This window comes from Klebsiella sp. WP8-S18-ESBL-06, from assembly GCF_014169755.1.
Lineage (GTDB): Bacteria > Pseudomonadota > Gammaproteobacteria > Enterobacterales > Enterobacteriaceae > Kluyvera > Kluyvera ascorbata_B.
In genome coordinates this window covers 3,648,453-3,670,675 of record NZ_AP022256.1, presented here as the reverse complement: position 1 = coordinate 3,670,675, position 22,223 = coordinate 3,648,453, and the positions used below count along the sequence as shown (strand labels likewise).

The window sequence follows — 22,223 nt, the reverse complement described above, 5'->3', positions numbered from 1 at the left end:
ATAATATTTATCAGCCAGATAGTTGGCTATAAATCTATCAAGGAAAAATAATGACTATAAAAATGAAAGCACTGGCGTTGTCGATCGGTGCAGCAGTGGCGTTAACGTCTTTCGCATCCCAGGCTGAAATTACCCTGCTCAAGCAGGATCCGCAGGCCGGGAACCCGCTTAGCCGTCTTAATTTCACCGTGGGCGGGAGTATTCGTCCGCAGTTCAACATGATGACCGGTGATGGTGATAAAGGCTCATACAAGCGTAACGGCTTCGATGGCGGCACCCGTTTCCGCTTCGCAGCAGATTACTACCTGTTCGATGACATTAGCTGGGTCAGCTACTACGAACTGGGCGTGAACATTCCGGCGCTGTTTGACTGGGATAACCACTACGCTGACGGCGCGAACAACACTACCCGTCGTATGCTGTACACCGGTCTGAAAAGCAACACCTGGGGTACGTTGACCTTCGGTCAACAGAACAGCGTTTATTACGATGTGGTCGGCGTGAAAACCGATATCTGGGACTATGACATGATTGGTCAGGCGCCAGGTAACGGTATCAACGGCGATTACGATGGTTCTTACCGTACCCGTAAATCACTGAAATACAAAAAAACCGTGGGTGATGTCGATCTTTATGCATCCTACCTGTTCAGCGACGACTACAACCCGAACAACGGCCTGCTTTACAAACGTAAAGGCGGCGGTTCACTGGGTGTGGATTACCACATCACCGACGACCTGACCTGGGGTACGGCGTGGAACTACACCCGCGCGGATATGCACAACCCGCAGAATACCGACGGTAAAACCTACGATCAGAACATCGTGGGCACCGCGCTGAGCTGGACCCCGGATAACTGGACATTTGCTCTGGGCGGCGGCTGGTATCAGAACTTCATGACCACCAAGAAAGTGAACGTTCACGACTACTTCGCGGGCGACGCGTGGGGTATTGAATACTTCGCGGGCTACAAAATCCCGGTGGGTCAATACGCGGTTAAATCTATTCAACCGTACTTTATGGGTGACCGTATTGAATACGTGAATGGTCGCAACTACCAGCGCACGGATAATGGCGTAGGTATTAGCTTCCAGCTGGATTACGGTTTCCGCGTGGACTACGAACACGTGTTTACTTCCAGCACCGACGATCTGGGCGATATGAACCTGGTGCGTCTGCGCTACGATTTCTAATCGTTAACAAGGGCGGCTCTGCCGCCCTTGGTTTACCCTTCAGTTTTCCCCAAGCCATTCGGTCACTTCTTGACTTGTCCCGCGAAACACAATCTTGTCGGTCTTTCTTTCCAGTTGATAGCGGTACATCGGATCGTAGTACTCTTCAAGCAGGGGAATCAGCCAGGCGAAGTGTGCCTCGGTGGAGCCGCTTTGTTGCTGCGCGGCGAGCGCACCGTCGAGCGTCGCGGTCAATTCGGCAAAGCGCTGTAACCCCAGGCGGCGACGAATCGCGTACAGACCGTGATGCAGATATTCGCTGTATTCCTGCCAGCCTTTTTCCTCGCCATAGGTGGCGATAAAGTCACGGTGCATGCGGGTGAAATACTCTTCGCGCAGACGTGTAAGACGGATCTCAAACGGGTCCTCGACCACGGCGATAGGCGACTGCGCCATGCGCTCGCGCAGGCATTCCGGCAGATGATTTGCGCCAATCATTCGGCCTTCATCTTCCAGCACCCAGCGTACGCGATCCCGCTTATGTGCGCCCTTCAGCAGCGCCGTCGCCAGATGGTTCTCAAAGGTAGCCTGGGAAAACTGGGCGCTGAGGGTCCGGCCGAATGAAGAACCGCGATGGTGTGCTAACCCTTCCAGGTCGATGCCCTGAGGCTGCTGGCGAACCAGCGGCGTTTTGCCATTACCGGTACAGCCGCCGATCAGCACGATCGGATGACGAACCAGTGCTTCCGTCGCCTGCATTGCCGCCTGGCGCAGCGCCTTGTAGCCGCCGACGATCAGCGGGTAATCAATGCCCTGGTCTTTAAGCCAGCTTTGCACAATATGCGAACGCTGCCCGCCGCGCGCGCAGCACAGATAGCCCTGCGGCGCCTGTCGACAGGCCGCCAGCCATGCGTCGATGCGGCGCTGGCGCGTCTCACCGGCAACCAGTTTGTGGCCGAGCGCGAGGGCGGCTTCCGCGCCTTGACGTTTATAGCAGGTGCCGACGGCTGCGCGTTCATCATCGGTCATCAACGGTAGGTTCATGGCTGCAGGCACCGCGCCGTGGGCAAACTCAACCGGGGCGCGAACGTCAATGATGGGCGTTTCCGCGCGCAGAATGGCGCAGTAATCCGTCCCATTTTCCATGGGGCAATCCTTCTCTGGCAAAGTGGGGTATGGCGTTTAGGGCAGGATTTTACGCTTCAAGGAGGGGGCCGGGGAAGCGTTAGATTCTTTCCCCGGCACTAAAGGCTTACTTCAGGCGTGCTTGCGCCCAAGCAATGCCGCTGGCGTATTCGCCAGGCAGCAGCGGAACCAGCGCTTCCAGCGTTGCGCTGAGGCGGCCGGTGTCGCTGTCGCTGAGGTTAAGGTGGCCCACTTTACGACCCGGGCGAACCTCTTTGTCGTACCAGTGCAGATGCACCAGCGGCAGCTTCAGCCAGTCATAGTTGAGATCGGTACCAATCAGGTTAACCATCACCGACGGGCTGTTGACCACCGGCGGCGGCAGCGGCAGATCGGTAATGGCGCGCAGGTGCAGTTCGAACTGGCTAATCGACGCGCCGTTCTGCGTCCAGTGGCCGCTGTTGTGCACGCGCGGCGCCAGTTCGTTAATCAGCAGCCCGCCCGGCGTGATAAAACACTCCATGGCCATCACGCCGACGTAGTTCAGCGCTTGCATAATGGCGCTGAGCATGGCTTCTGCCTGCGCCTGCTGTTGGGCATCGGCCTGCGGGAAGGCAACGCTCATGCGCAGAATACCGTCCTGATGCAGGTTGTGGGTCAACGGATAAAATACGGTGCTGCCGTCGCGCGCGCGGGCGCCCACCAGCGACACTTCGCCGGAGAAATTAATCCCCTGCTCGACGATGCATTCGCCATAGCACTCTTCCGGCAGCTGCGCGGTATCGTCTTTGCGCAGGCGCCACTGGCCGCGGCCGTCGTAGCCGCCGGTGCGGCGCTTGACGATCGCCAGCTCGCCCAGACGGTCAAATACGGCCGGCCACTCTTGCTCGCTGGCCAGCAGTTGCCACGGGGCGGTGGCCAGGCCGAGCTTATCGAAGAGCTGCTTTTGCGTCAGACGGTCGGCGATAATCGGGAAGACGTCGCGGTTTACAAAAGCGGTATGCTCGGCCAGCTCGCGGGTCAGGGCGGTTTCCGGCCAGCGTTCAATTTCAGCGGTAATCACGCTCTGCTGGAACGGCACGGCGGCCGGGTCAGCTTCTAGTCCTACCGGCCAGACGGCAATGCCCAGCGGTTCACCGGCCTGACGCAGCATACGGCCAAGCTGGCCGTTGCCCAGTACGCAGACCTGCTTCATGCGGCACCTCGCGGGTCCGGGTTTTCCAGAACGTCATCGGTTTGTGCTTGGCGCCACTCGGCCAGACGCTGATGCAATTGCGCATCGTGCTGAGCCAGAATCTGTGCGGCCAGCAGCGCGGCGTTGGCGGCGCCGGCTTTACCAATCGCCAGCGTCCCTACCGGGATCCCGCGCGGCATCTGTACGATAGAGTAGAGACTATCGACGCCGCTTAATGCCGCGCTCTGTACCGGCACGCCCAGCACCGGTACCAGCGTTTTGGCGGCAATCATTCCGGGTAAGTGCGCTGCACCGCCGGCTCCGGCAATAATCACCTGGTAGCCGTTCTCTTCCGCCGTTTCGGCAAAACTGAACAGCTTATCGGGCGTGCGGTGGGCGGAAACCACTTCAACATGGTGAGGAACATTCAGAATATCGAGGATTTCTGCGGCGAACTGCATGGTAGCCCAGTCGCTTTTGGACCCCATCACGATGGCGATACGTGCCGGATTATTGCGGGAAGACATGCGTCTGAAAACTCCTGTGGGTGTGCTGCACACGACTTAGAGGCCACAGAGAATACCACGGAAAATGGGCAAGGAAAACGGTTGCGTCGCCGTGAAATGGCGTATTCAGACGGAAATTTAAAACGCGAAAGGAATCAGCTCAACGTCGTCCTGGGTCACTTTGACCATCGAGCCGTTGCTGTGCCATGCTCCGAGCACCACGCGGTGCGCCAGCGCGCCGTTGGCGTTGAGCTCATGGATAGCCGGACGATGCGTATGACCGTGAATCAGCCACTGCACCTGATGTTTTTCCATCACCGCGACGACGGCATTCTGGTTTACATCCATGATGTCCATCGACTTGTGGCTATTGGCGGCTTTGCTGTCGTGACGCATTTTCTGCGCAATACGGCGGCGAATAAACAGCGGCAGGGCGAGGAACAGCCTTTGAATCCAAGGAGTATGTACTTTTGCGCGGAAGGCCAGATAGCCGGGATCGTCGGTACAAAGCGTGTCGCCGTGCATAATCAGCAGCCGGCGGCCATAGAGATCGAGCACCTGTTCTTCGGGCAGCAGCAGCATACCGCTCTCGCGGGCAAAGCGTTTGCCTATCAGGAAGTCACGATTGCCGTGAATAAAGAAACAGGGTACGCCAGCGTCAACCAGCGATTTAATGGCCGCAGCCATTTCACGGTGCAGCGGATTCGGATCGTCATCGCCAATCCACGCCTCGAACAGGTCGCCTAAGATATACAGTGCGTCGGCCTGGCGAGCTTCACCGCGTAAAAAACGCAGAAAACCGGCGGTAATCGCCGGTTCTTCTGTTTGCAGGTGCAAATCTGCGATAAAAAGTGTCGCCACTAATTACTCGCTGACGGTCACGCTGGTGATCACGACGTCTTCTTTCGGAACGTCCTGATGCATACCGCTGCGGCCGGTGGAAACGCCTTTGATCTTGTCAACAACGTCCATACCTTCAACCACTTCAGCAAACACGCAGTAGCCCCAACCCTGCAGGCTTTCGCCGGAGAAGTTCAGGAAGTCGTTGTCGGCAACGTTAATGAAGAACTGGGCGGTGGCGGAGTGCGGAGCCTGAGTACGCGCCATGGCCAGCGTACCACGGGTGTTTTTCAGACCGTTGTTCGCTTCGTTCTTGATCGCTTCTTTGGTGGTTTTCTGCTTCATGCCCGGCTCGAAGCCGCCGCCCTGAATCATGAATCCGTTGATAACACGGTGGAAGATGGTGTTGTCGTAGAAACCTTCGCGGCAGTAATCCAGGAAGTTTTTAACTGTTTCCGGCGCTTTGTCGTCGAAAGTTTTGATAACGATGTCGCCGTGATTAGTGTGGAAAGTAACCATTTCTGCATCCTGTTCCGTTTATTGTGGTGCTTTCGCCCGACGGTGGGCGGCATATAGGCGTCTGTTATAGCATAAGCCGGGACATCGATCACCTTGCATTGTGTGCTGCTTCCGGGTTGAATTACGGGTAGAATATACCGTTTCAGGCGTATGCCCGGTTCACACACGTAAACATGGAATTCTCGATGCTAAAAATCTTCAATACAATGACCCGCCAAAAAGAGGAATTTAAGCCTATTCACGCCGGTGAAGTCGGCATGTACGTGTGTGGTATCACCGTTTACGATCTCTGTCATATCGGCCATGGCCGCACCTTCGTCTCCTTCGACGTCGTCGCGCGTTACCTGCGTTTCCTCGGTTATAAGCTGAAGTATGTGCGTAACATCACCGATATTGACGACAAAATTATCAAACGTGCCAATGAAAACGGCGAAAGCTTTGTTGCGCTGGTGGATCGCATGATTGCCGAAATGCACAAAGACTTCGACGCGCTGAACATTCTGCGTCCGGATCAGGAGCCACGTGCGACCCACCACATTCACGAGATTATTGAAATCACCGAACAGCTGATCGCCAAAGGCCACGCCTACGTGGCGGATAACGGCGATGTGATGTTCTCGGTGCCCACCGATCCCAACTACGGCAAGCTGTCGCGTCAGGATCTGGACCAGCTTCAGGCGGGCGCGCGCGTTGACGTGGTGGACGTGAAGCGCAACCCGATGGACTTCGTGCTGTGGAAAATGTCTAAAGAGGGTGAGCCGAGCTGGCCATCGCCGTGGGGCGCTGGGCGTCCGGGCTGGCACATTGAATGTTCGGCCATGAACTGCAAGCAGCTGGGCAACCATTTCGATATTCACGGCGGCGGCTCTGATCTGATGTTCCCGCACCATGAAAACGAAATTGCCCAGTCTACCTGTGCGCACGACGGCGAGTACGTCAACTACTGGATGCACTCCGGTATGGTGATGGTTGATCGTGAGAAAATGTCCAAATCGCTGGGCAACTTCTTTACCGTGCGCGACGTGCTGAAGTACTACGATGCGGAGACGATTCGCTACTTCCTGATGTCCGGTCACTACCGTAGTCAGCTGAACTACAGCGAAGAGAACCTGAAGCAGGCGCGTTCGGCGCTGGAACGTCTGTACACCGCTCTGCGCGGCACCGATAAATCCGTCGCAGCGGCGGGCGGCGAGGCGTTTGAAGCACGCTTTATTGAAGCCATGGACGACGATTTCAACACACCGGAAGCCTATTCCGTCCTGTTTGATATGGCGCGTGAAGTAAACCGCCTGAAAACGGAAGATGCGCATGCGGCCAACGCGCTGGCGTCGCATATGCGTAAGCTCGCCTCTGTGCTGGGGCTGCTGGAGCAGGAACCGGAAGCCTTCCTGCAAAGCGGTGCGCAGGCTGACGACGGTGAAGTTGCGGAAATTGAAGCGTTAATTCAGCAGCGTCTGGATGCGCGTAAGGCGAAGGACTGGGCGGCGGCCGATGCCGCGCGTGACCGTCTCAACGAGATGGGCATCGTGCTGGAAGATGGCCCGCAGGGCACCACCTGGCGCCGTAAGTAATCTGGTCGGCCCCGCCGCGCGAATAGCGTGCGGTGGGGCCGTGCTTCATGCTCCCCCCTCCACGACTCCACCATATTCCTCTGATATCACCATCCGCTCCCCGTAAGGCGTGCGAACGCGCAAAGGGCGGCTATTTCATCGATAACGTGCACGGGAGTACCGCTGCGCGAAGCAGGGGAGAGTCTGAATGGGGGGAGAGAAATAAACCCGGCGTTGCAGCGCTCGGCCGGGAGACTGGCGGGATTATGCGGTAACGGTGATGCTCTGGCCTTCAAAACTCACCGTTTGACCGGCGATAATTTTGCAGCGTTTGCGGGTTTCGACCGCTCCGTCCACTTTGACCAGACCGTCGGCGATGGCGATTTTCGCCTGTGCGCCGCTTTCGCTCCAGCCTTCCAGCTTCAGTAAGTCACAGAGTTCCACATGCGGATGCTTACCCAAAGAAAATGTTGCCATCTTATGCCTTCTCCACGTCGTGATACTCTTCACAAGCTTGTAAGGTGTTTTCAATCAGGGTGGCAACGGTCATTGGACCGACGCCGCCCGGTACCGGGGTGATGTAGGATGCGCGCGCGGCGGCATCTTCAAACACCACGTCGCCGACAACTTTACCGCTTTCGAGACGATTAATCCCGACATCAATGACGATTGCGCCTTCTTTAATCCATTCACCCGGAATAAAGCCCGGCTTGCCGACCGCGACGATCAGCAGATCGGCGTGCTCGACGTGATGGCGCAGGTTTTTGGTGAAGCGGTGGGTGACGGTCGTGGTGCAGCCAGCCAGCAGCAGCTCCATGCTCATCGGGCGACCGACGATATTGGACGCGCCGATCACGACCGCATTGAGACCGTAGGTGTCGATGTTATAGCGCTCCAGCAGCGTCACGATACCGCGTGGGGTGCACGGGCGCAGGCGCGGCGCGCGCTGGCACAGGCGGCCAACGTTGTACGGATGGAAGCCATCGACGTCTTTGTCCGGCGCAATGCGCTCGAGGACTTTCACGTTATCAATGCCCGCAGGCAGCGGAAGCTGCACCAGGATGCCATCGATAGTGGCGTCGGCGTTCAGGGTATCAATCAGCGCCAGCAGCTCAGCTTCGGACGTGGTTTCCGGCAGATCGTAAGAGCGGGAGACGAACCCCACCTCTTCACAGGCTTTGCGCTTGCTGCCGACATAAATTTGCGAAGCCGGGTTGCTGCCAACCAGCACAACGGCGAGCCCAGGGGCGCGTTTTCCTGCGGCAACGCGCGCCTTCACTTTTTCCGCAACCTCAGAGCGCACCTGCTGCGCAATCGTTTTACCGTCAATAATCTTTGCTGCCATCAGGGAAACTTTTCCATCTGTCATATACGAAGGGGGGATGCACATATTTTGTCAGATGCGAGGCTTGCTGTCAGGTATCGTTTGCGAGTTTTCATCGGAAAGTCGTTTTGTTGAAGACTTGAGCGATAGTTGGTCGTACTTTGTCCATCGTCGCTGGCGGCGCAGGTTTCGTTAGAAAATGGATTGACTCATCGGACTGTGACCGTATAATTCCACGCGTTTCACCCCCTCGAAGTGTCCACTTCTCAGTGCGCCCTTAGCTCAGTTGGATAGAGCAACGACCTTCTAAGTCGTGGGTCGCAGGTTCGAATCCTGCAGGGCGCGCCATTTAATTTCAATAGCTTACGCTTCTTTTGCTTCCTCCTGATATTCACTGCTTTAACATTAACAGGATTTCAAGGTGTCATGAATTACTGAGCCACTACAGCCGTCCATCATATAGAATTCTCGTTTCTATCGGCGATCGCAGCGTTCCGTCAGGCTGCTTATGGCAACTCTTTATCGACGGCGTAAAGATCCTAGGCTCGCCGATAAACCCAGGCTTGGATTCTGCTAGTTTATCATCTATCCAGATGGCGAGATTCGCCATGTTTCCCTCTACTATGAAGGTGATAGTCAGTTCGGATCCCTTCGGCTCATCGCTGATCTGTTTCAGTACATTCGGTTCAAGCAATAAGCTACTACCGCCCCCTAATTGGCTGAAGCGATACTTCAACCGAATGGCATCACCTTCCGGGGTAAACGTCACAGATGCTGCGTCAATACTCTTGCCGACACTCAGCAATTCAAGTTTGTTAGCCGTTTTCCTTAATTGCATTCGGGCAAACAACGCCTGTGTACTATGGGTAAATATATTGATTCCGCGTGCGGCATTGGCTATGTACATCGCCTGAAGACGATCTGCAATCATCGCCCGCTCTTCAGGCGTTAGCGGAGAGGCCGGTTTAGTAATATCATTGCGACTGACATGATTGACCTGAGTCGGATCGAGGCTGCCAAAGAGTTTATCCAGTAATCCACGAGAATCATGCTTCCCTGCCAGTAGCGGATCCTCGTCGTTCTCCCAGCAGTTGTTCCCACTTAATCCCATGGCATACAAAAATTGTTCCGTTAGTTGGATATAAATATCGCTGATTCCCTTAGGGTAGGATGCACCGATGTCAGAATGGGCTCCTGGCAAGCGGATCAGATTGATGCGATGGGGTATCGGTTGGAAACGCCATAGGGGTGGTAGAGGGGTCGGGTCGCTATCGATTATCGGCGCAAAAGTTTGGTTACGGGTTTCATTTGTCGCATAGAAGTGCACCAGATAATCCACGGACGACGGGATGTTCAGCATCAGAGTATGACTCTGCGCGGTGGCTACGGTATCGTAAAGCAGCGCATAAAATCTTGGGCCGGTGCTAGCAGCGGACCTTTCAGCCGTGCCAAATTGCATCGGCCACTGCTGCGTCACTAAATTCATAAAATGCCGCGCTGTTGCCGCCCCCCGACTGAATCCTGTGACAAATACACGAATATCGGTGTTGGGATTATCCAACAGCCATTTGCTTGCTTGCGCGAAAAATTCGCGCTTTGCCTGCTCGGCAACGTCAAAACTACTGGAACCCGAGATCCCGTCAAGATAATCGATACCACTGCCTTGCATGCCAACGCCACGATAATAACGATCAGCATTCACTTGCCGGGCAATTCTTGCCACCAGCGTCTCACGTTCATCTAAGGGTATCCGATCGCGATCGTTAAAGGTACCATCAAACGCCACCTTATAAATCTTGACTGGGCGATGCCCAATTGGGTACGTGATCAATGGCGCATCTATCGGCATAGCTAAAGCCTTCTCTATATCCTCCTGATCAGTGGCGCGTACTGGAACTGACCTATTACCAGAAATTAGGCTTGTACAGGCACTGAGTACAATGCAACACAGTGCCGCTATGATGAGTTTGCAGACCCGATATATTAGAGTGTTATTCATATTATTCATCCTGATGATAAAAAATCGGGTACTGCCTCTGTGCCTATATGGCCCAAAGAAAATTTATTGCCAGAATAAGGGGGCCGATTGAGTAAATATTCCTATATCTCATTGATATATTAAGTCATGTTTTATGTCGTCGGAAGAATAAAAATTATCTATGGAAAAACCATAGTATTTAAAAGCAGCTGCAGTCAGGCTGTACGCCTCTCTAAAGTTGCTGTACTGCCCGACGATGTGAAGTAGCTCGATAGGTTAGGTGGTTATGCACGGCCTGCAGGTTTGATATCAGTAACGAACAATCTACGGGAGTTTGATCATGTATCTGGACTATGAGTGGGGCAATGTGTCAGCCTATAGTCCATATTCAGCCCTCTCCCAAAACAGGATATAATCCACCCTCCATTGCGGATAACCCGCAAAAAATCCAGCCAGAAAGGTTTGGGGGCCTCAACGTTTTTCGGACTGGTGAAAATCATTTTATTTCAATATAGATACGTGGTTAATTCGAATTCTGCAGGGGCCATTTATCCTTTTTTTCTTCCGTCCTACGCGTATTGGCAAGAGTGCGAATTTGCTCACATATTGTTCGCTGTGTGATTGTCTGTATCCGAAAACAGTGATTATACTGTATGTAATTACAGTGTCTTAACGGAGGCGGTATGGAATACGAAGTGAAGCAGGCTGCAGCACGTAAAATTGCCGGTTTTCATATGGTTGGCCCCTGGGAGCAGACGGTTAAACAAGGCTTTGAGCAACTGATGATGTGGGTCGAAGGTAAACAGATCCCCGCACAAGAGTGGCTGGCGGTTTACTACGATAATCCCGACGACGTCCCGCCGGAGAAGTTGCGCTGTGATACCGCCGTCACGGTACCTGAGGGTTTTGTTATTCCGCCAAACAGCGAAGGCGTGATGATGACCGAGGTTGAAGGCGGCCTGTATGCGGTGGCGCGCGCCCGCGTTATCGATCACGACTTCTCTACGCCCTGGTATCAGTTCTTTAATAGCCTGGCGCAAGATGAGGCGCATACCATGGCGCCAAAACCGTGCTTTGAGCTTTACCTGAACAACGGTGCGCAAGACGGTTACTGGGATATTGAAATGTATGTCGCGGTAGCGCCGAAGGCGTAATAAAAAATGCCAGAGCGCATGAGCGACTCTGGCGTTGAGTGCGCTGGCTGACATACGCCGTTGTCGGGATCTTAACGGAGCGCGTGGGCGATCGCGCTGAACATCAGCGAAGCCTCAAGCGGCTGAGCGCTGAAGGACGGTTCTGCCTGCGGCCACGTTGACCACTGAACGATCACCAGATTCTCCGCGCGGTTTACCATAATCATTTGCCCATAAATTCCCAGCGCCCACATAGAGCCTTTGAGAGACGTTTTTGCCGCAGGAACAACGTCGCGAGCATTAGCGGGAACTTCATTGTTCCACCATTGGTAGCCATAGATTCCCTGCGGATGTGCGGCGGAAACGGAGCCTTTTGCGGTCGTCCAGGCGGCGGAGTCCGAGACCCAGTTTTCCGGTAGTATCTGTTTGCCGTCAGGCAGGCGGCCGTTGTGTAACACGAATTCACCAAAGCGTCCCCAGTCTTCCAGCGTAGCGTTAAAGCCATGCGCGCCAACGTTGTGCTGACCTTTGGCATAAGCGTGCCATACGCCATCATTTACCATACCGTACGGTTGCCAGATGCTTTTCTCAAGGTAGGCCGCGAGCGTCATACCGGTAGCACGTTCCAGCACGTCGCCCAGGAGCCAGGCACCGCCGGATGAGTACGACCAGACTTCACCCGCCGGATGCGCGCGCTTCAACCCGGAGACCAGCTTGCGTACGCAATCATAGGTGCCTGGATGCGCCTCGCACTGCGTCAACTGAGCGAAATCAGACTGTGGATTGGTGTAATCCTCATTCCATGCGACCCCGGAGGTATGCTGGATCAGCTGCTTCAGAGTGACACCCTCCCAGGCGGTCCCCTTTAAGTCAGGCTCATACCGTGTGACCAGATCGTTCAACGAATGAATTTTACCTTCCTTCAGCGCAACCCCAACCAGCGTTGAAACCACCGATTTGCCCACTGAACGCGAAGTCCACAGGGTGCTATCCGTATTGCCTTCGCCTAAATATTTCCAGGCTATCTTGCCGTCTTTCAGGACCAGCATGCCGCTCACATTCTGTCGTTTAATGTAATCCTGCAAATTCCATGTTTGCCCCTTCAACTGGTAAGTGGCTTGGGTGAGCGGTTGGTTTGCCATTTGCAGGGGGGTTGCATGACCGTGGTGGAAAACATCGCCCGCGTAGTTGCGATAATCGTTACGAAAGCCGATGACGCGCTCGGCCTGATCCCAGGTGAGCATCTTTTGCGTATCCGGCAGTTGAGCGTCAAACGGTGCCGGGCAGCGGGTTAATTCCGTCCCTTCGCAGGCGGCCATGGCCGGGGCGCAAAAGAAGGCTCCGGCAACCAGACCGGCCAGCAGACAATATTGTGCAGGTGAAGATTTTTGTTTTTGATTCATAGCGTTCTCGATTTTCGTTATACCCATAGACAGGTAACCGCGCAGAGAGGTGATACGGATGCAGTATAAAAATCGGCGGACTATAATAAAAAACGCAATATGGGGGGAAAACCCCACCATAAGAGCTTAAGGAGAGAGGTGTGCCGTCATTGTCGTATTCACTTGCCCAGCTTGAAGCCTTCACCGCCGTTGCCGAATACGGCAGCCTCGTCAAGGCGGCCATCAGGCTCGGAAAAGACCGCACGACGCTGCGCGATTTGATCGATCTTCTTGAGGATGGTCTGGGCTATGAACTGTTTGTTCGTCAGGGACGGTCGCTGCAGCTTACGCCTGAAGGCGAGCTGCTTCATCGTCAGGCCCATCTGCTGATTCGCCAGGCGCGGGCATTTGAGCAGTTTGCGCATCAGGTACCGGCCACCGATGTTCAGTCGCTTGAGGTCATGTACGATCCCTTCACCCCGCGCGCCTTTCTGCGGGCACTGATTGCGCAGATGGCCAAACGCAACGTGCGCTTGAGTCTGACCTGTACGACGCGTGAGCAAGGGGAGAGCGGGTTAGCAACTGGGCAGGCCGATTTGGGTTTTTTTCAGGCCCATAATCGCAGCCTTGGTAATGAAATGGAGTGGCGCGCGCTCGGCAGCGTTGAGATGAATTTCTACGCCTCGCAGAGGCGTTTTGCCGATGTAGTGCTGCCCTGTTCACTGCTTGACCTGTCGCTTATTCCGCAGATCGTGATGCACCCGGCGAGCGACATACCGGTGTCCCGTCGGCTGCAAATTGCGGGAAGCGTGATTTTTAGCAATGAGCGGGAAATGGTACGCAGTCTGATAGAGGCGGGATGCGGATGGGGATTTTTACCCACGCATTTTCATGCATCGCAATGGGCCGGAGTCTCCGTCGTGCCTACGGTGGTGGGCAACGAGGGTATCAGCCAGACGATGGTGGTTATCTGGCGTCCCGGCAGCGATAAACGCCCTATCATCGAAGAGGCGCTTGCTCATCTGCCCACGCTATGGCGTGAAGCCTCTGCCTCGTCGGTCGGCGGCAATCACTAGCCCGATCCCGGACAGGGTCAGTGCGATAGCCACCAGCATCCGCGTATCGAGCGTTTCGCCCATCAAGATAAGGCCACCCAGCGCCGCGAGGCAGGGAACGCTCAACTGGAGCGTGCTGGCAGTGGTTGGGCTCAGTCGCGGTAGGATAGAATACCATAGCAGGTAGGCACCGCCAGACATCAGCGCCCCCGACGTGATGGCCAGCAGCAGCCCCGCCGCATCGGCGTGGATGGGCACGCCGCTCAGCACGAGCGCGACCAGCGCCATCGGTACGGCCAGCGTAAAATTGCCTGCCGTGGCCGCCGCCGCGTTCTGGACCTTTTTGCCGGTAATACAGTAGGCCGCCCAGGCCGCGCCGGAGATCATCATCAGCAACGCCGCCCCGCCGGAAGGATGACCCGCGCCCGGCAAGAGCAGCAACGCCAGCCCGGCCATTGCCCCCAGCATGCCCACGCTTTTGAGCCACGTCAGCCGTTCTCCACGTATCAGCCCCCAGCCGGTCATCATGCACTGCACCGTGCCGAAGAGTAACAACGCGCCGGCGGCGGTCGTTAATGACAGATAGGCCAGTGAAAAGGCGAAAACGTAAAGGGCCAGCAGCGCCGCGTTCAGACCATTGAACTCTGGTTTTTTGGGGATGCCGGGCAGTCGTAGAAAAAGCAGCAGCGCGACCGCGCCGCTGATCAGGCGGAGGGCGCTGAAAGAGACGGCGTCCATATGCATACCTTTTAGCGCCAGCCGACAGAGCAGGGAGTTGGCGGCAAAGGCGGCCATGGTGAGCAGAATCTTGGGGAGCACGGAGAATTCCTCGTCAAACGGTTCGCTGATTATGCACGAAGCCGTCGCACGTCGCGCCATCGTTCTTAGATGACAACCTGTTTTGAGTCACGTCTATTGACACTTGATTACGTAAAGATAATGAGTATAGTTCTCGTTCTCTTTTTTATTCACCGGTATGGTGCGGCAAACCCGGCAATCGATGAGGGTAGCTTACGGGGGCGCTGAAGCATGAGATCACGCTAAACCTGCTGTCGCCATCGGTGATTTTTGATTCCGGGAATGCTTCTATGAAAACCAAACTCTCCGCGCTGGCTCTGGCGATAAGCGCCGTCATGCCCGCCGCACAGGCTGATGATGCGGCAACGGCCAAAAAACAGCCTGAAACGATGATTGTTCAGGGCGTCGATGGCGGCGACTTTAAGGCCGGTGGTGAACAACTGGTGCCCGCCTACCTTGATGGGCAGGTAGCTCATGGTGGGCGCGTGGGGATGCTGGGCGAGCAGAAAGCGATGGACGTCCCGTTCAACGTTATCGGCTATACCTCGAAGCTGGTGCAGGATCAGCAGGCGAAAACCATCGCTGATGTGGTGAAAAACGACGCTGGCGTACAGGCAGTACAAGGCTACGGCAACTTTGCTGAAACCTATCGCATCCGCGGCTTTAAGCTCGACGGCGACGACATGACCATGGGCGGTCTCCCTGGCGTAGTGCCACGTCAGGTAGTGGATACTCAAATGCTGGAGCGTATTGAGGTCTTCAAAGGGGCGAATGCGCTGGTGAACGGCGCGGCAAGTTCCGGCGTGGGCGGCATGATTAACCTTGAACCGAAACGCGCTGAAGATATCCCAACGACGCGTATTGGCGTGGATTACACCAGCGATTCTCAGGTGGGTGGTTCGCTGGATGTTGGCCGTCGCTTCGGTGATGACAATCAGTTCGGCGTGCGCGTCAACGTGCTGCACCGTGAAGGGGAAGGCCGTATCGATAACGATAATCGCCGCACTACGCTGGCCTCGTTGGGTCTGGATTACCGTGGCGATCGCTTCCGTTCATCCTTCGATTTTGGCTACCAGAAAAAGACCTTCCACGGCGGTGAGATGGGCATAGGCTTCGCGGCGATTAGCGAAGTGCCGAAAGTCCCGGACAACAGCAAAAATACCGGACAGAAGTGGGGCTACAGCGATATCGAAAATGAATTCGGTATGGCCAAAGCGGAATACGATCTGAACGACAGCTGGACCACCTACGCGGGGTTAGGCGCGCAGCATGCGCACGAGCAGGGGATCTATGGCGCACCGAAACTGACCAACATCAACGGCGATGCTACCATCGGGCGTCTGGATACTAACCGTATTATCGATAGCTTCAGTGGTATGGGGGGCATTCGCGGTCGCTTTAACACTGGCGTGGTGTCACACAATGTTAACGTTGGCTATTCCGCGCAGATCCGCAGCGATGCCACCGCCTGGCGTATGTCGAACAGTAATGCCAACCCGGTCGTTAATATTTACAACAACCATGATGTGAGCATGCCAGCGTACGCATCGGTGGGCGGTAACTATCACGATCCGCTGGTGACTGCGCGTAACCGTACTCAGGGCTGGCTGTTCAGCGATACCGTCGGATTCTTTGACGATACGCTGCTATTTACCGCCGCGGCGCGCAATCAGAAGGTGGTGATTCGTAACTACAGCAACGAGACGGGCCTGGAGACCACCTCCTCCAGCTTTACCGAAAGTCGCTGGATGCCCACTTTTGGCCTGGTCTACAAGCCGTGGCAAACGGTGTCGCTGTATGCCAACCACACGGAAGCCCTTCAGCCGGCGGACAATGCGCCGAAAACGGCAAAAAACTATGGTCAGAGCATTGGGATCGCGCACTCCAAACAGGATGAAGTGGGCGTTAAGATTGACTACGCCCGCGTCGGCGGGTCGCTGTCGCTGTTCCAGATTACCAAACCGTCCGGGGTTCTGGATAACGACGGCTACTACCGCATGGATGGTGAACAGCGCAACCGGGGCCTTGAGCTGAACGTCTTCGGCGAGCCGGTACTCGGCCTGCGCCTGAACGGCAGTACGCTGTGGATCGATCCTGAAATGACCAAAACCAAAGGCGGCCTGAACGATGGCAACGATGCGATCGGCGTGTCCCGCTTCTATGCGGTGCTGGGTGCAGAGTATGACATTAAACCGGTTGACGGTCTGACGGCCACCGCGCGCGTCAACTATACCGGTTCTCAGTATGCTGATAGTGCCAACACCAAAAAACTCGACAGCTACACTACGCTGGATTTAGGGATGCGCTATCGCATGCACCTCAACCAGGAACAAAACGATTTGGTGTGGCGCGTGGGTGTGACCAACGTGACCAATGAAAAATACTGGTCCGGGGTCGACGACACCGGTGTTTACCTCTATCAGGGGGAGCCGCGTACGCTGAAAGTCGCAGTCAGCTACGACTTCTAAGTCATTGCAAAAATAAGGTTATTGCCCCGGAACGCTCGTCCTTCCGGGGCTTTTTGTTTCCGTCGTCCGGGTACTGATTGCCTTGCGGCAAGCCGCGCTAAGTGTTAAAAGGTGCCCCTTCCTATAAAAGCTACAGGGGTTAGACGTGAAAAACGCGTCCTCAGCATCCAGCCAGAATCAACCGGATGCTTCGTCGGAGCAGGGGCCGACGCTTCACCGCGGGTTACAAAACCGCCATATCCAGCTTATCGCCCTCGGGGGCGCCATCGGTACCGGCCTGTTCCTTGGCATCGGCCCAGCCATTCAGATGGCAGGCCCGGCGGTGGTACTGGGTTACGCCATTGCCGGTATTATCGCTTTTCTGATCATGCGCCAGCTCGGCGAAATGGTGGTGGAAGAGCCGGTATCCGGCTCGTTTGCGCATTTTGCCTATAAATACTGGGGGCCGTTCGCTGGTTTTGTTTCCGGCTGGAACTACTGGGTGATGTTCGTGCTGGTAGGCATGGCCGAGCTGACCGCCGCCGGGATCTATATGCAATACTGGCTGCCGGACGTGCCGACCTGGATCTGGGCGGCTGGGTTCTTCATCCTGATTAATGCCGTCAATCTGGTCAACGTGCGCCTGTACGGCGAAACCGAATTCTGGTTTGCGCTGATTAAAGTGCTGGCGATTATTGGCATGATCGGCTTCGGGATCTGGATGCTGGCCACCGGACGCGGCGGCGATCATGCCAGCATTGACAACCTCTGGCGCGACGGCGGTTTCCTCGCCACCGGCTGGAAGGGGCTGATTCTGTCGCTGGCGGTCATTATGTTCTCTTTCGGCGGTCTGGAGCTTATTGGTATCACGGCGGCGGAAGCGCGCAGCCCGGAAACCACTATTCCAAAAGCGGTCAACCAGGTGGTGTACCGTATCCTGCTGTTTTATATCGGCTCGCTGATTGTACTGCTGGCGCTGTATCCGTGGCAGGGCATCAAGTCAGATAGCAGCCCGTTCGTAATGATTTTTCACAATCTTGACAGTAACGTGGTGGCTTCTGCGTTGAATTTCGTCATTCTGGTGGCCTCGCTGTCGGTGTACAACAGCGGCGTTTACTCAAACAGCCGCATGCTGTTCGGCCTTTCCGTGCAGGGCAACGCGCCGCGTTTCCTGACCCGGGTCAGCCGCCGCGGCGTGCCGGTTAACTCGCTGCTGCTGTCGGGCGCGATCACCTCGCTGGTGGTGCTGGTTAACTATCTGCTGCCGCAGAAAGCCTTTGGCCTGCTGATGGCGCTGGTGGTCGCAACGCTGCTGCTGAACTGGATAATGATCTGCATGGCGCACCTCAAGTTCCGCTCGGCGATGCGCCGTAAAGGACGCGAGCCGAAGTTCAAAGCGCTGCTGGCTCCGGCCAGTAACTACGTTTGCATTGCGTTCCTGCTGATGATTCTGGTGCTGATGTGCACGATGGACGGTATGCGCTTGTCGGCGATTCTGCTGCCGGTGTGGGTGCTGTTCCTGTTTGTCGCGTTTAAAACGCTGCGCCGTAAGGCGTGATCGCTTAATCAGAAGGCGGCGCACTGAGCCGCCTTCTGCCGCACTCTGCGCGTCTTTTGCGCATTCTGTTTAAATTTCCCGCTTCTCGTTTATCGTGACCGCTCTCGCAAAACCGAACTGACACGCGCGATCTTATTTTTGTAATCGATTACTTTTCATGTGATCTGTATTTGTAATCGATTACTTTTGAGGGTGAGAACATGGTGTCTACAACGGAAAGTCGTGAACGTAGCGGCGTACAGCACCGGCTGTTAGTGCCGCGCCTGTCGCTTATGATGTTTATGCAGTTTTTTATCTGGGGAAGCTGGTCGGTCACGCTCGGGCTGGTCATGACCCAGTACAACATGTCGCTGTTGATTGGTGATGCTTTTTCTGCGGGGCCGATTGCCTCGATTCTATCGCCGTTCGTTCTGGGGATGCTGGTTGATCGCTTTTTTGCTTCGCAGAAGGTCATGGCGGTCATGCACCTGCTGGGTGCGGCGATTCTGTGGTTCGTACCGCAGGCGCTGGTGGCGCAAAATGGCGCGATGCTGATAGCGCTGCTGTTTGGCTACACGCTTTGCTATATGCCGACGCTGGCGCTGACGAACAATATTGCGTTCCACAGTCTGAGCAATATCGACAAAACGTTCCCGGTGGTGCGCGTATTCGGCACCATTGGCTGGATTATCGCCGGTATTTTTATTGGCGTGACCGGTATTTCGGATACCACCGGCATCTTTACGCTGGCGGCGCTGTGTTCGGTCGTACTGGCGGTGTATAGCCTGACGCTGCCGCACACGCCAGCCCCGGCAAAAGGGCAGCCGCTCAAGCTGCGCGATCTGTTCTGTGCCGACGCTTTTGCGCTGCTGAAAACCCGTCACTTCCTGGTATTTGCGGTCTGCGCCACGCTGATCTCGGTACCGCTAGGCACCTACTACGCCTATACCGCCTCGTTCCTGGCCGATGCGGGCGTCGCGGATGTCAGTACCGCGATGTCCTTCGGCCAGATGTCAGAAATTATTTTCATGCTGATTATCCCGCTGTTGTTCCGGCGTCTTGGCGTGAAGTACATGCTGCTGATTGGCATGCTGGCGTGGTTCGTGCGCTACATGTTCTTTGCGCTGGGCATCAATGAAGAAACGCGCTTCCTGCTGTATCTCGGCATTCTGCTGCACGGTGTGTGCTACGACTTCTTCTTCGTGGTGGGCTTTATCTATACCGACCGCGTGGCGGGCGAAAAGGTCAAAGGGCAGGCGCAAAGCATGGTGGTGATGTTTACCTACGGTATCGGCATGTTGCTCGGATCGCAGATTTCCGGCGCGCTGTATAACCATCTGGTGGCCGGGCAAACCGTTCCGACGGCCTGGGTGAGTTTCTGGTGGATTCCCGCCGTCGCAGCGGTGGTTATCGCATTGATTTTCCTTGTCTCGTTTAAATACAACGAGCAAGAGCAGGCGTGAATTTTTAAGGAGGGGGTATGAAAACTATCAAGGGACCGGGCATTTTTCTGGCGCAGTTTATCAGCGGTCAGCCGCCGTTTAATACGCTGGACGGGCTGGCGGAGTGGGCGGCGGGGCTGGGCTTTAAAGCGCTACAGCTACCGTGCAACCACCCGACGATATTCGACCTGACGCAGGCGGCGGCGAGCCAAACCTATTGTGATGATATCGCCGGGCGGTTAGCGGAACGCGGGCTGGCTATCAGCGAACTGTCAACGCATCTGGAAGGGCAGCTTGTCGCCGTTAACCCAGCCTACGACAGCGCTTTTGATGCTTTTGCTCCGGCGGCGCTGCGCGGCGATCCGACGGCGCGGCAGCAGTGGGCGGTCGCCAGCGTTAAAATGGCGGCGCAGGCTTCGGCGCGCCTGGGTCTGAAGGCGCATGCGACTTTCTCCGGTGCGCTGGCCTGGCCCTATTTTTATCCGTGGCCGCCGCACAATGCGGCGCTGCTGGATGAGGCGTTTAAGGCGCTGGCAAGCCGCTGGCGGCCAATTCTCGACTGCTTTGATGAGCACGGCGTCGATCTGTGTTACGAGATCCACCCCGGTGAGGATCTGCATGACGGCGTGACCTTCGAGCGTTTTTTGCAGCAGGTGGGGAATCACCCACGCTGCCATATGCTGTATGACCCTAGCCATCTGCATTTGCAGCATATTGATTATCTTAGCTATATCGATATTTACCATTCGCGCATTCGCGCTTTTCACGTTAAAGACGCCGAGTTTCAGCGCAACGGGCGTAGCGGCGTTTACGGTGGCTATCAGAACTGGGCGCAGCGCGCCGGGCGTTTTCGCTCGTTGGGCGACGGCGATATTGATTTCAAGAAGATATTCAGCAAATTAACCCAGTACGACTTTGACGGCTGGGCGGTGATGGAGTGGGAGTGCTGCCTCAAGGATGCGCAAACCGGCGCACGCGAAGGCAGTGAATTTATTCAGCGGCATATCATCCCCGTCTCCGCGCGGGCGTTTGATGACTTTGCCGCCGGTAGCGAGGTTCGTGGATGATTCAGGTTGGTATAGTGGGTTCAGGTTTTATTGGCCCGGCGCATATTGAAGCGCTGAGGCGACTGGGGGATGTTGAGGTGGTGGCGCTGTGCGATGCTTCGCTGGAGCAGGCGCAGGCAAAGGCGCGGCAGCTCAATATTCCATCCGCCTACGGTGATGTCGAGGCGCTGCTGGCGCATCCTGGGCTACAGGTGGTGCATAACTGTACGCCTAATTTTCTGCACGCCTCGATCAACCGGCAGATTTTACGTGCGGGGAAACACGTCTTCTCTGAGAAACCGCTGTGCATGACGCCGGAGGAGGCGCGCGAGTTGGAACAAATGGCGCAGGATGCGGGCGTGGTCCACGGCGTCAGCTTCGTCTATCGCCAGTTTGCGATGGTACAGCAGGCGGCCAGTATGATGCGTGCAGGCCAGACCGGCCGTCTGTTTTCAGCCTACGGCGGCTATCATCAGGACTGGATGCTGCTAGAACACGACTTTAACTGGCGAGTCGATGCGGAGCAGGGAGGCGTATCGCGCGCGGTGGCCGACATCGGATCGCACTGGTGTGACACGGTGCAGTTTGTTACCGGACGGCGAATTGTGGAAGTGATGGCCGATCTGGCTATCGTCTGGCCGACGCGCAAGGCCAGCCCTGACGCTCAGGCAACGTTTAGCGAACGCGGCGAAGCGCTGGCGTATCGCGATGTCCCGGTCACGACGGAGGATGCCGGCTCGGTTTTGTTCCGCTTCGATGACGGCAGCAAGGGCTGTTTTAGCGTCTCGCAGGTCAGCGCCGGGCGTAAAAATCGTCTGTATTTTGATATTAACGCCAGCGCCTGTTCGCTTGCCTGGGATCAGGAAACGCCGCAACAGCTGTGGATTGGTCAGCGTAGCCAGCCCAACCAACTGCTGAGCGATGACCCCGGGCTGCTGAACGGCGACGTGGCCGGGCAGGCACACTTCCCCGGCGGTCATAGTGAAGGCTGGCCCGACGCGTTTAAAAATATGATGGGGTATTTCTACCGTGCCGTGCAGAGTGGGAAAATGCCAGCCGCCGCTGAACGCCGTTTTGCCTCGTTCAGTGAAGGGGCGAATGTGATGTATATTGTTGATGCTATTGTGAAAAGCTATCAGCAGAGACGCTGGATACACGTTGAACAATAACCCTGTGCCCGGTACGCCGGGCACGT

19 protein-coding genes and 1 tRNA gene are annotated in these 22,223 nt (G+C 55.9%); 10 read left to right on the top strand and 10 right to left on the bottom strand.

The features are described from left to right. The first annotated feature begins 50 nt into the window (after positions 1 to 50). On the top strand, positions 51 to 1,193 hold the full coding sequence (locus tag H7R76_RS17565) for a porin (protein ID WP_106930513.1): 1,143 nt from the start codon (positions 51 to 53) through the stop codon (positions 1,191 to 1,193). Between the two features lie 39 nt (positions 1,194 to 1,232). Here H7R76_RS17565 and mnmH read toward each other — a convergent pair whose 3' ends face one another. From mnmH to ppiB, 5 genes are all read right to left on the bottom strand, one after another. Next, a complete protein-coding gene (gene mnmH / locus H7R76_RS17560) occupies positions 1,233 to 2,318 on the bottom strand; it encodes a tRNA 2-selenouridine(34) synthase MnmH (RefSeq protein WP_182965956.1) in 1,086 nt (361 codons plus the stop codon). Positions 2,319 to 2,424: 106 nt separating this feature from the next. Next, positions 2,425 to 3,492: a 5-(carboxyamino)imidazole ribonucleotide synthase gene (gene purK, locus H7R76_RS17555; protein ID WP_106930509.1), complete on the bottom strand. Its 1,068-nt coding sequence runs from the start codon at positions 3,490 to 3,492 to the stop codon at positions 2,425 to 2,427. Next, a complete protein-coding gene (gene purE, locus H7R76_RS17550) occupies positions 3,489 to 3,998 on the bottom strand; it encodes a 5-(carboxyamino)imidazole ribonucleotide mutase (RefSeq protein ID WP_106930507.1) in 510 nt (169 codons plus the stop codon). Before purE ends, purK begins: the two co-directional genes overlap by 4 nt. 117 nt (positions 3,999 to 4,115) lie before the next feature. Then, the gene (lpxH, locus tag H7R76_RS17545; RefSeq protein ID WP_106930505.1) at positions 4,116 to 4,838 is read right to left on the bottom strand and encodes a UDP-2,3-diacylglucosamine diphosphatase; all 723 of its coding nucleotides are present in this window, start codon (positions 4,836 to 4,838) and stop codon (positions 4,116 to 4,118) included. Between the two features lie 3 nt (positions 4,839 to 4,841). Beyond that, entirely contained in the window at positions 4,842 to 5,336 is a 495-nt protein-coding gene (gene ppiB, locus H7R76_RS17540; RefSeq protein WP_106930503.1) for a peptidylprolyl isomerase B, read from the bottom strand. A 185-nt stretch (positions 5,337 to 5,521) separates the two neighbouring features. Here ppiB and cysS point away from each other — a divergent pair, with 185 nt between their 5' ends. Beyond that, on the top strand, positions 5,522 to 6,907 hold the full coding sequence (gene cysS, locus H7R76_RS17535) for a cysteine--tRNA ligase (protein WP_106930501.1): 1,386 nt from the start codon (positions 5,522 to 5,524) through the stop codon (positions 6,905 to 6,907). Positions 6,908 to 7,150: 243 nt separating this feature from the next. Here the strand turns inward: cysS and ybcJ are convergent, their stop codons facing one another. Together ybcJ and folD are read right to left on the bottom strand one after the other, a co-directional pair. Beyond that, positions 7,151 to 7,363, bottom strand: coding sequence for a ribosome-associated protein YbcJ (ybcJ, locus tag H7R76_RS17530; RefSeq protein WP_106930499.1), 213 nt, complete (start codon positions 7,361 to 7,363; stop codon positions 7,151 to 7,153). A gap of 1 nt (position 7,364) precedes the next feature. Next, positions 7,365 to 8,231 (bottom strand): bifunctional methylenetetrahydrofolate dehydrogenase/methenyltetrahydrofolate cyclohydrolase FolD, encoded by an 867-nt coding sequence (gene folD, locus H7R76_RS17525; RefSeq protein WP_182929361.1) that lies wholly within the window; start codon positions 8,229 to 8,231, stop codon positions 7,365 to 7,367. Positions 8,232 to 8,481: 250 nt separating this feature from the next. Here folD and H7R76_RS17520 point away from each other — a divergent pair. Continuing rightward, positions 8,482 to 8,558, top strand: a tRNA-Arg gene (locus H7R76_RS17520). 94 nt (positions 8,559 to 8,652) lie between these two features. Here H7R76_RS17520 and H7R76_RS17515 read toward each other — a convergent pair. Next, a complete protein-coding gene (locus tag H7R76_RS17515) occupies positions 8,653 to 10,209 on the bottom strand; it encodes a T6SS phospholipase effector Tle1-like catalytic domain-containing protein (protein WP_182965954.1) in 1,557 nt (518 codons plus the stop codon). A 662-nt stretch (positions 10,210 to 10,871) separates the two neighbouring features. Between H7R76_RS17515 and sbmC the strand changes: the two genes are divergently transcribed. Beyond that, positions 10,872 to 11,342 carry a DNA gyrase inhibitor SbmC gene (sbmC, locus tag H7R76_RS17510; RefSeq protein WP_182965952.1) on the top strand — a complete coding sequence of 157 codons (471 nt, stop codon included), beginning with the start codon at positions 10,872 to 10,874 and terminating at the stop codon, positions 11,340 to 11,342. A 71-nt stretch (positions 11,343 to 11,413) separates the two neighbouring features. Here sbmC and H7R76_RS17505 read toward each other — a convergent pair whose 3' ends face one another. Further along, positions 11,414 to 12,724: a serine hydrolase domain-containing protein gene (locus tag H7R76_RS17505; RefSeq protein ID WP_182965950.1), complete on the bottom strand. Its 1,311-nt coding sequence runs from the start codon at positions 12,722 to 12,724 to the stop codon at positions 11,414 to 11,416. A gap of 140 nt (positions 12,725 to 12,864) precedes the next feature. Here H7R76_RS17505 and H7R76_RS17500 point away from each other — a divergent pair, with 140 nt between their 5' ends. Continuing rightward, entirely contained in the window at positions 12,865 to 13,779 is a 915-nt protein-coding gene (locus tag H7R76_RS17500) for a LysR family transcriptional regulator (RefSeq protein WP_182965948.1), read from the top strand. Here the strand turns inward: H7R76_RS17500 and H7R76_RS17495 are convergent. Further along, positions 13,735 to 14,577: a DMT family transporter gene (locus tag H7R76_RS17495; protein ID WP_182965946.1), complete on the bottom strand. Its 843-nt coding sequence runs from the start codon at positions 14,575 to 14,577 to the stop codon at positions 13,735 to 13,737. The two genes, H7R76_RS17500 and H7R76_RS17495, sit on opposite strands and share 45 nt — an antisense overlap. Positions 14,578 to 14,822: 245 nt before the next feature. On the opposite strand from H7R76_RS17495, the gene H7R76_RS17490 reads away from it, so the two are divergent. The 5 genes from H7R76_RS17490 (at position 14,823) to H7R76_RS17470 (ending at position 22,197) form a co-directional block, all read left to right on the top strand. Next, a complete protein-coding gene (locus H7R76_RS17490; RefSeq protein ID WP_502711072.1) occupies positions 14,823 to 17,024 on the top strand; it encodes a TonB-dependent receptor in 2,202 nt (733 codons plus the stop codon). 145 nt (positions 17,025 to 17,169) lie between these two features. Next, positions 17,170 to 18,561 (top strand): phenylalanine transporter, encoded by a 1,392-nt coding sequence (pheP, locus tag H7R76_RS17485; protein WP_106924760.1) that lies wholly within the window; start codon positions 17,170 to 17,172, stop codon positions 18,559 to 18,561. 200 nt (positions 18,562 to 18,761) lie between these two features. Then, positions 18,762 to 20,003 carry an MFS transporter gene (locus H7R76_RS17480; RefSeq protein ID WP_106924759.1) on the top strand — a complete coding sequence of 414 codons (1,242 nt, stop codon included), beginning with the start codon at positions 18,762 to 18,764 and terminating at the stop codon, positions 20,001 to 20,003. A gap of 17 nt (positions 20,004 to 20,020) precedes the next feature. Beyond that, on the top strand, positions 20,021 to 21,049 hold the full coding sequence (locus H7R76_RS17475; RefSeq protein ID WP_182929356.1) for a sugar phosphate isomerase/epimerase family protein: 1,029 nt from the start codon (positions 20,021 to 20,023) through the stop codon (positions 21,047 to 21,049). After that, entirely contained in the window at positions 21,046 to 22,197 is a 1,152-nt protein-coding gene (locus tag H7R76_RS17470) for a Gfo/Idh/MocA family protein (protein WP_182965943.1), read from the top strand. Before H7R76_RS17475 ends, H7R76_RS17470 begins: the two co-directional genes overlap by 4 nt. Positions 22,198 to 22,223: the final 26 nt, after the last annotated feature.

Excerpts from the sequence above, each read along its gene's own strand:
- H7R76_RS17565 (WP_106930513.1), top strand. The coding sequence starts at position 51 with ATGACTATAAAAATGAAAGCACTGGCGTTGTCGATCGGTGCAGCAGTG.
- mnmH (WP_182965956.1), bottom strand. The coding sequence starts at position 2,318 with ATGGAAAATGGGACGGATTACTGCGCCATTCTGCGCGCGGAAACGCCC.
- purK (WP_106930509.1), bottom strand. The coding sequence starts at position 3,492 with ATGAAGCAGGTCTGCGTACTGGGCAACGGCCAGCTTGGCCGTATGCTG.
- purE (WP_106930507.1), bottom strand. The coding sequence starts at position 3,998 with ATGTCTTCCCGCAATAATCCGGCACGTATCGCCATCGTGATGGGGTCC.
- ppiB (WP_106930503.1), bottom strand. The coding sequence starts at position 5,336 with ATGGTTACTTTCCACACTAATCACGGCGACATCGTTATCAAAACTTTC.
- cysS (WP_106930501.1), top strand. The coding sequence starts at position 5,522 with ATGCTAAAAATCTTCAATACAATGACCCGCCAAAAAGAGGAATTTAAG.
- ybcJ (WP_106930499.1), bottom strand. The coding sequence starts at position 7,363 with ATGGCAACATTTTCTTTGGGTAAGCATCCGCATGTGGAACTCTGTGAC.
- folD (WP_182929361.1), bottom strand. The coding sequence starts at position 8,231 with ATGGCAGCAAAGATTATTGACGGTAAAACGATTGCGCAGCAGGTGCGC.
- H7R76_RS17515 (WP_182965954.1), bottom strand. The coding sequence starts at position 10,209 with ATGAATAACACTCTAATATATCGGGTCTGCAAACTCATCATAGCGGCA.
- sbmC (WP_182965952.1), top strand. The coding sequence starts at position 10,872 with ATGGAATACGAAGTGAAGCAGGCTGCAGCACGTAAAATTGCCGGTTTT.
- H7R76_RS17505 (WP_182965950.1), bottom strand. The coding sequence starts at position 12,724 with ATGAATCAAAAACAAAAATCTTCACCTGCACAATATTGTCTGCTGGCC.
- H7R76_RS17480 (WP_106924759.1), top strand. The coding sequence starts at position 18,762 with ATGGTGTCTACAACGGAAAGTCGTGAACGTAGCGGCGTACAGCACCGG.
- H7R76_RS17475 (WP_182929356.1), top strand. The coding sequence starts at position 20,021 with ATGAAAACTATCAAGGGACCGGGCATTTTTCTGGCGCAGTTTATCAGC.
- H7R76_RS17470 (WP_182965943.1), top strand. The coding sequence starts at position 21,046 with ATGATTCAGGTTGGTATAGTGGGTTCAGGTTTTATTGGCCCGGCGCAT.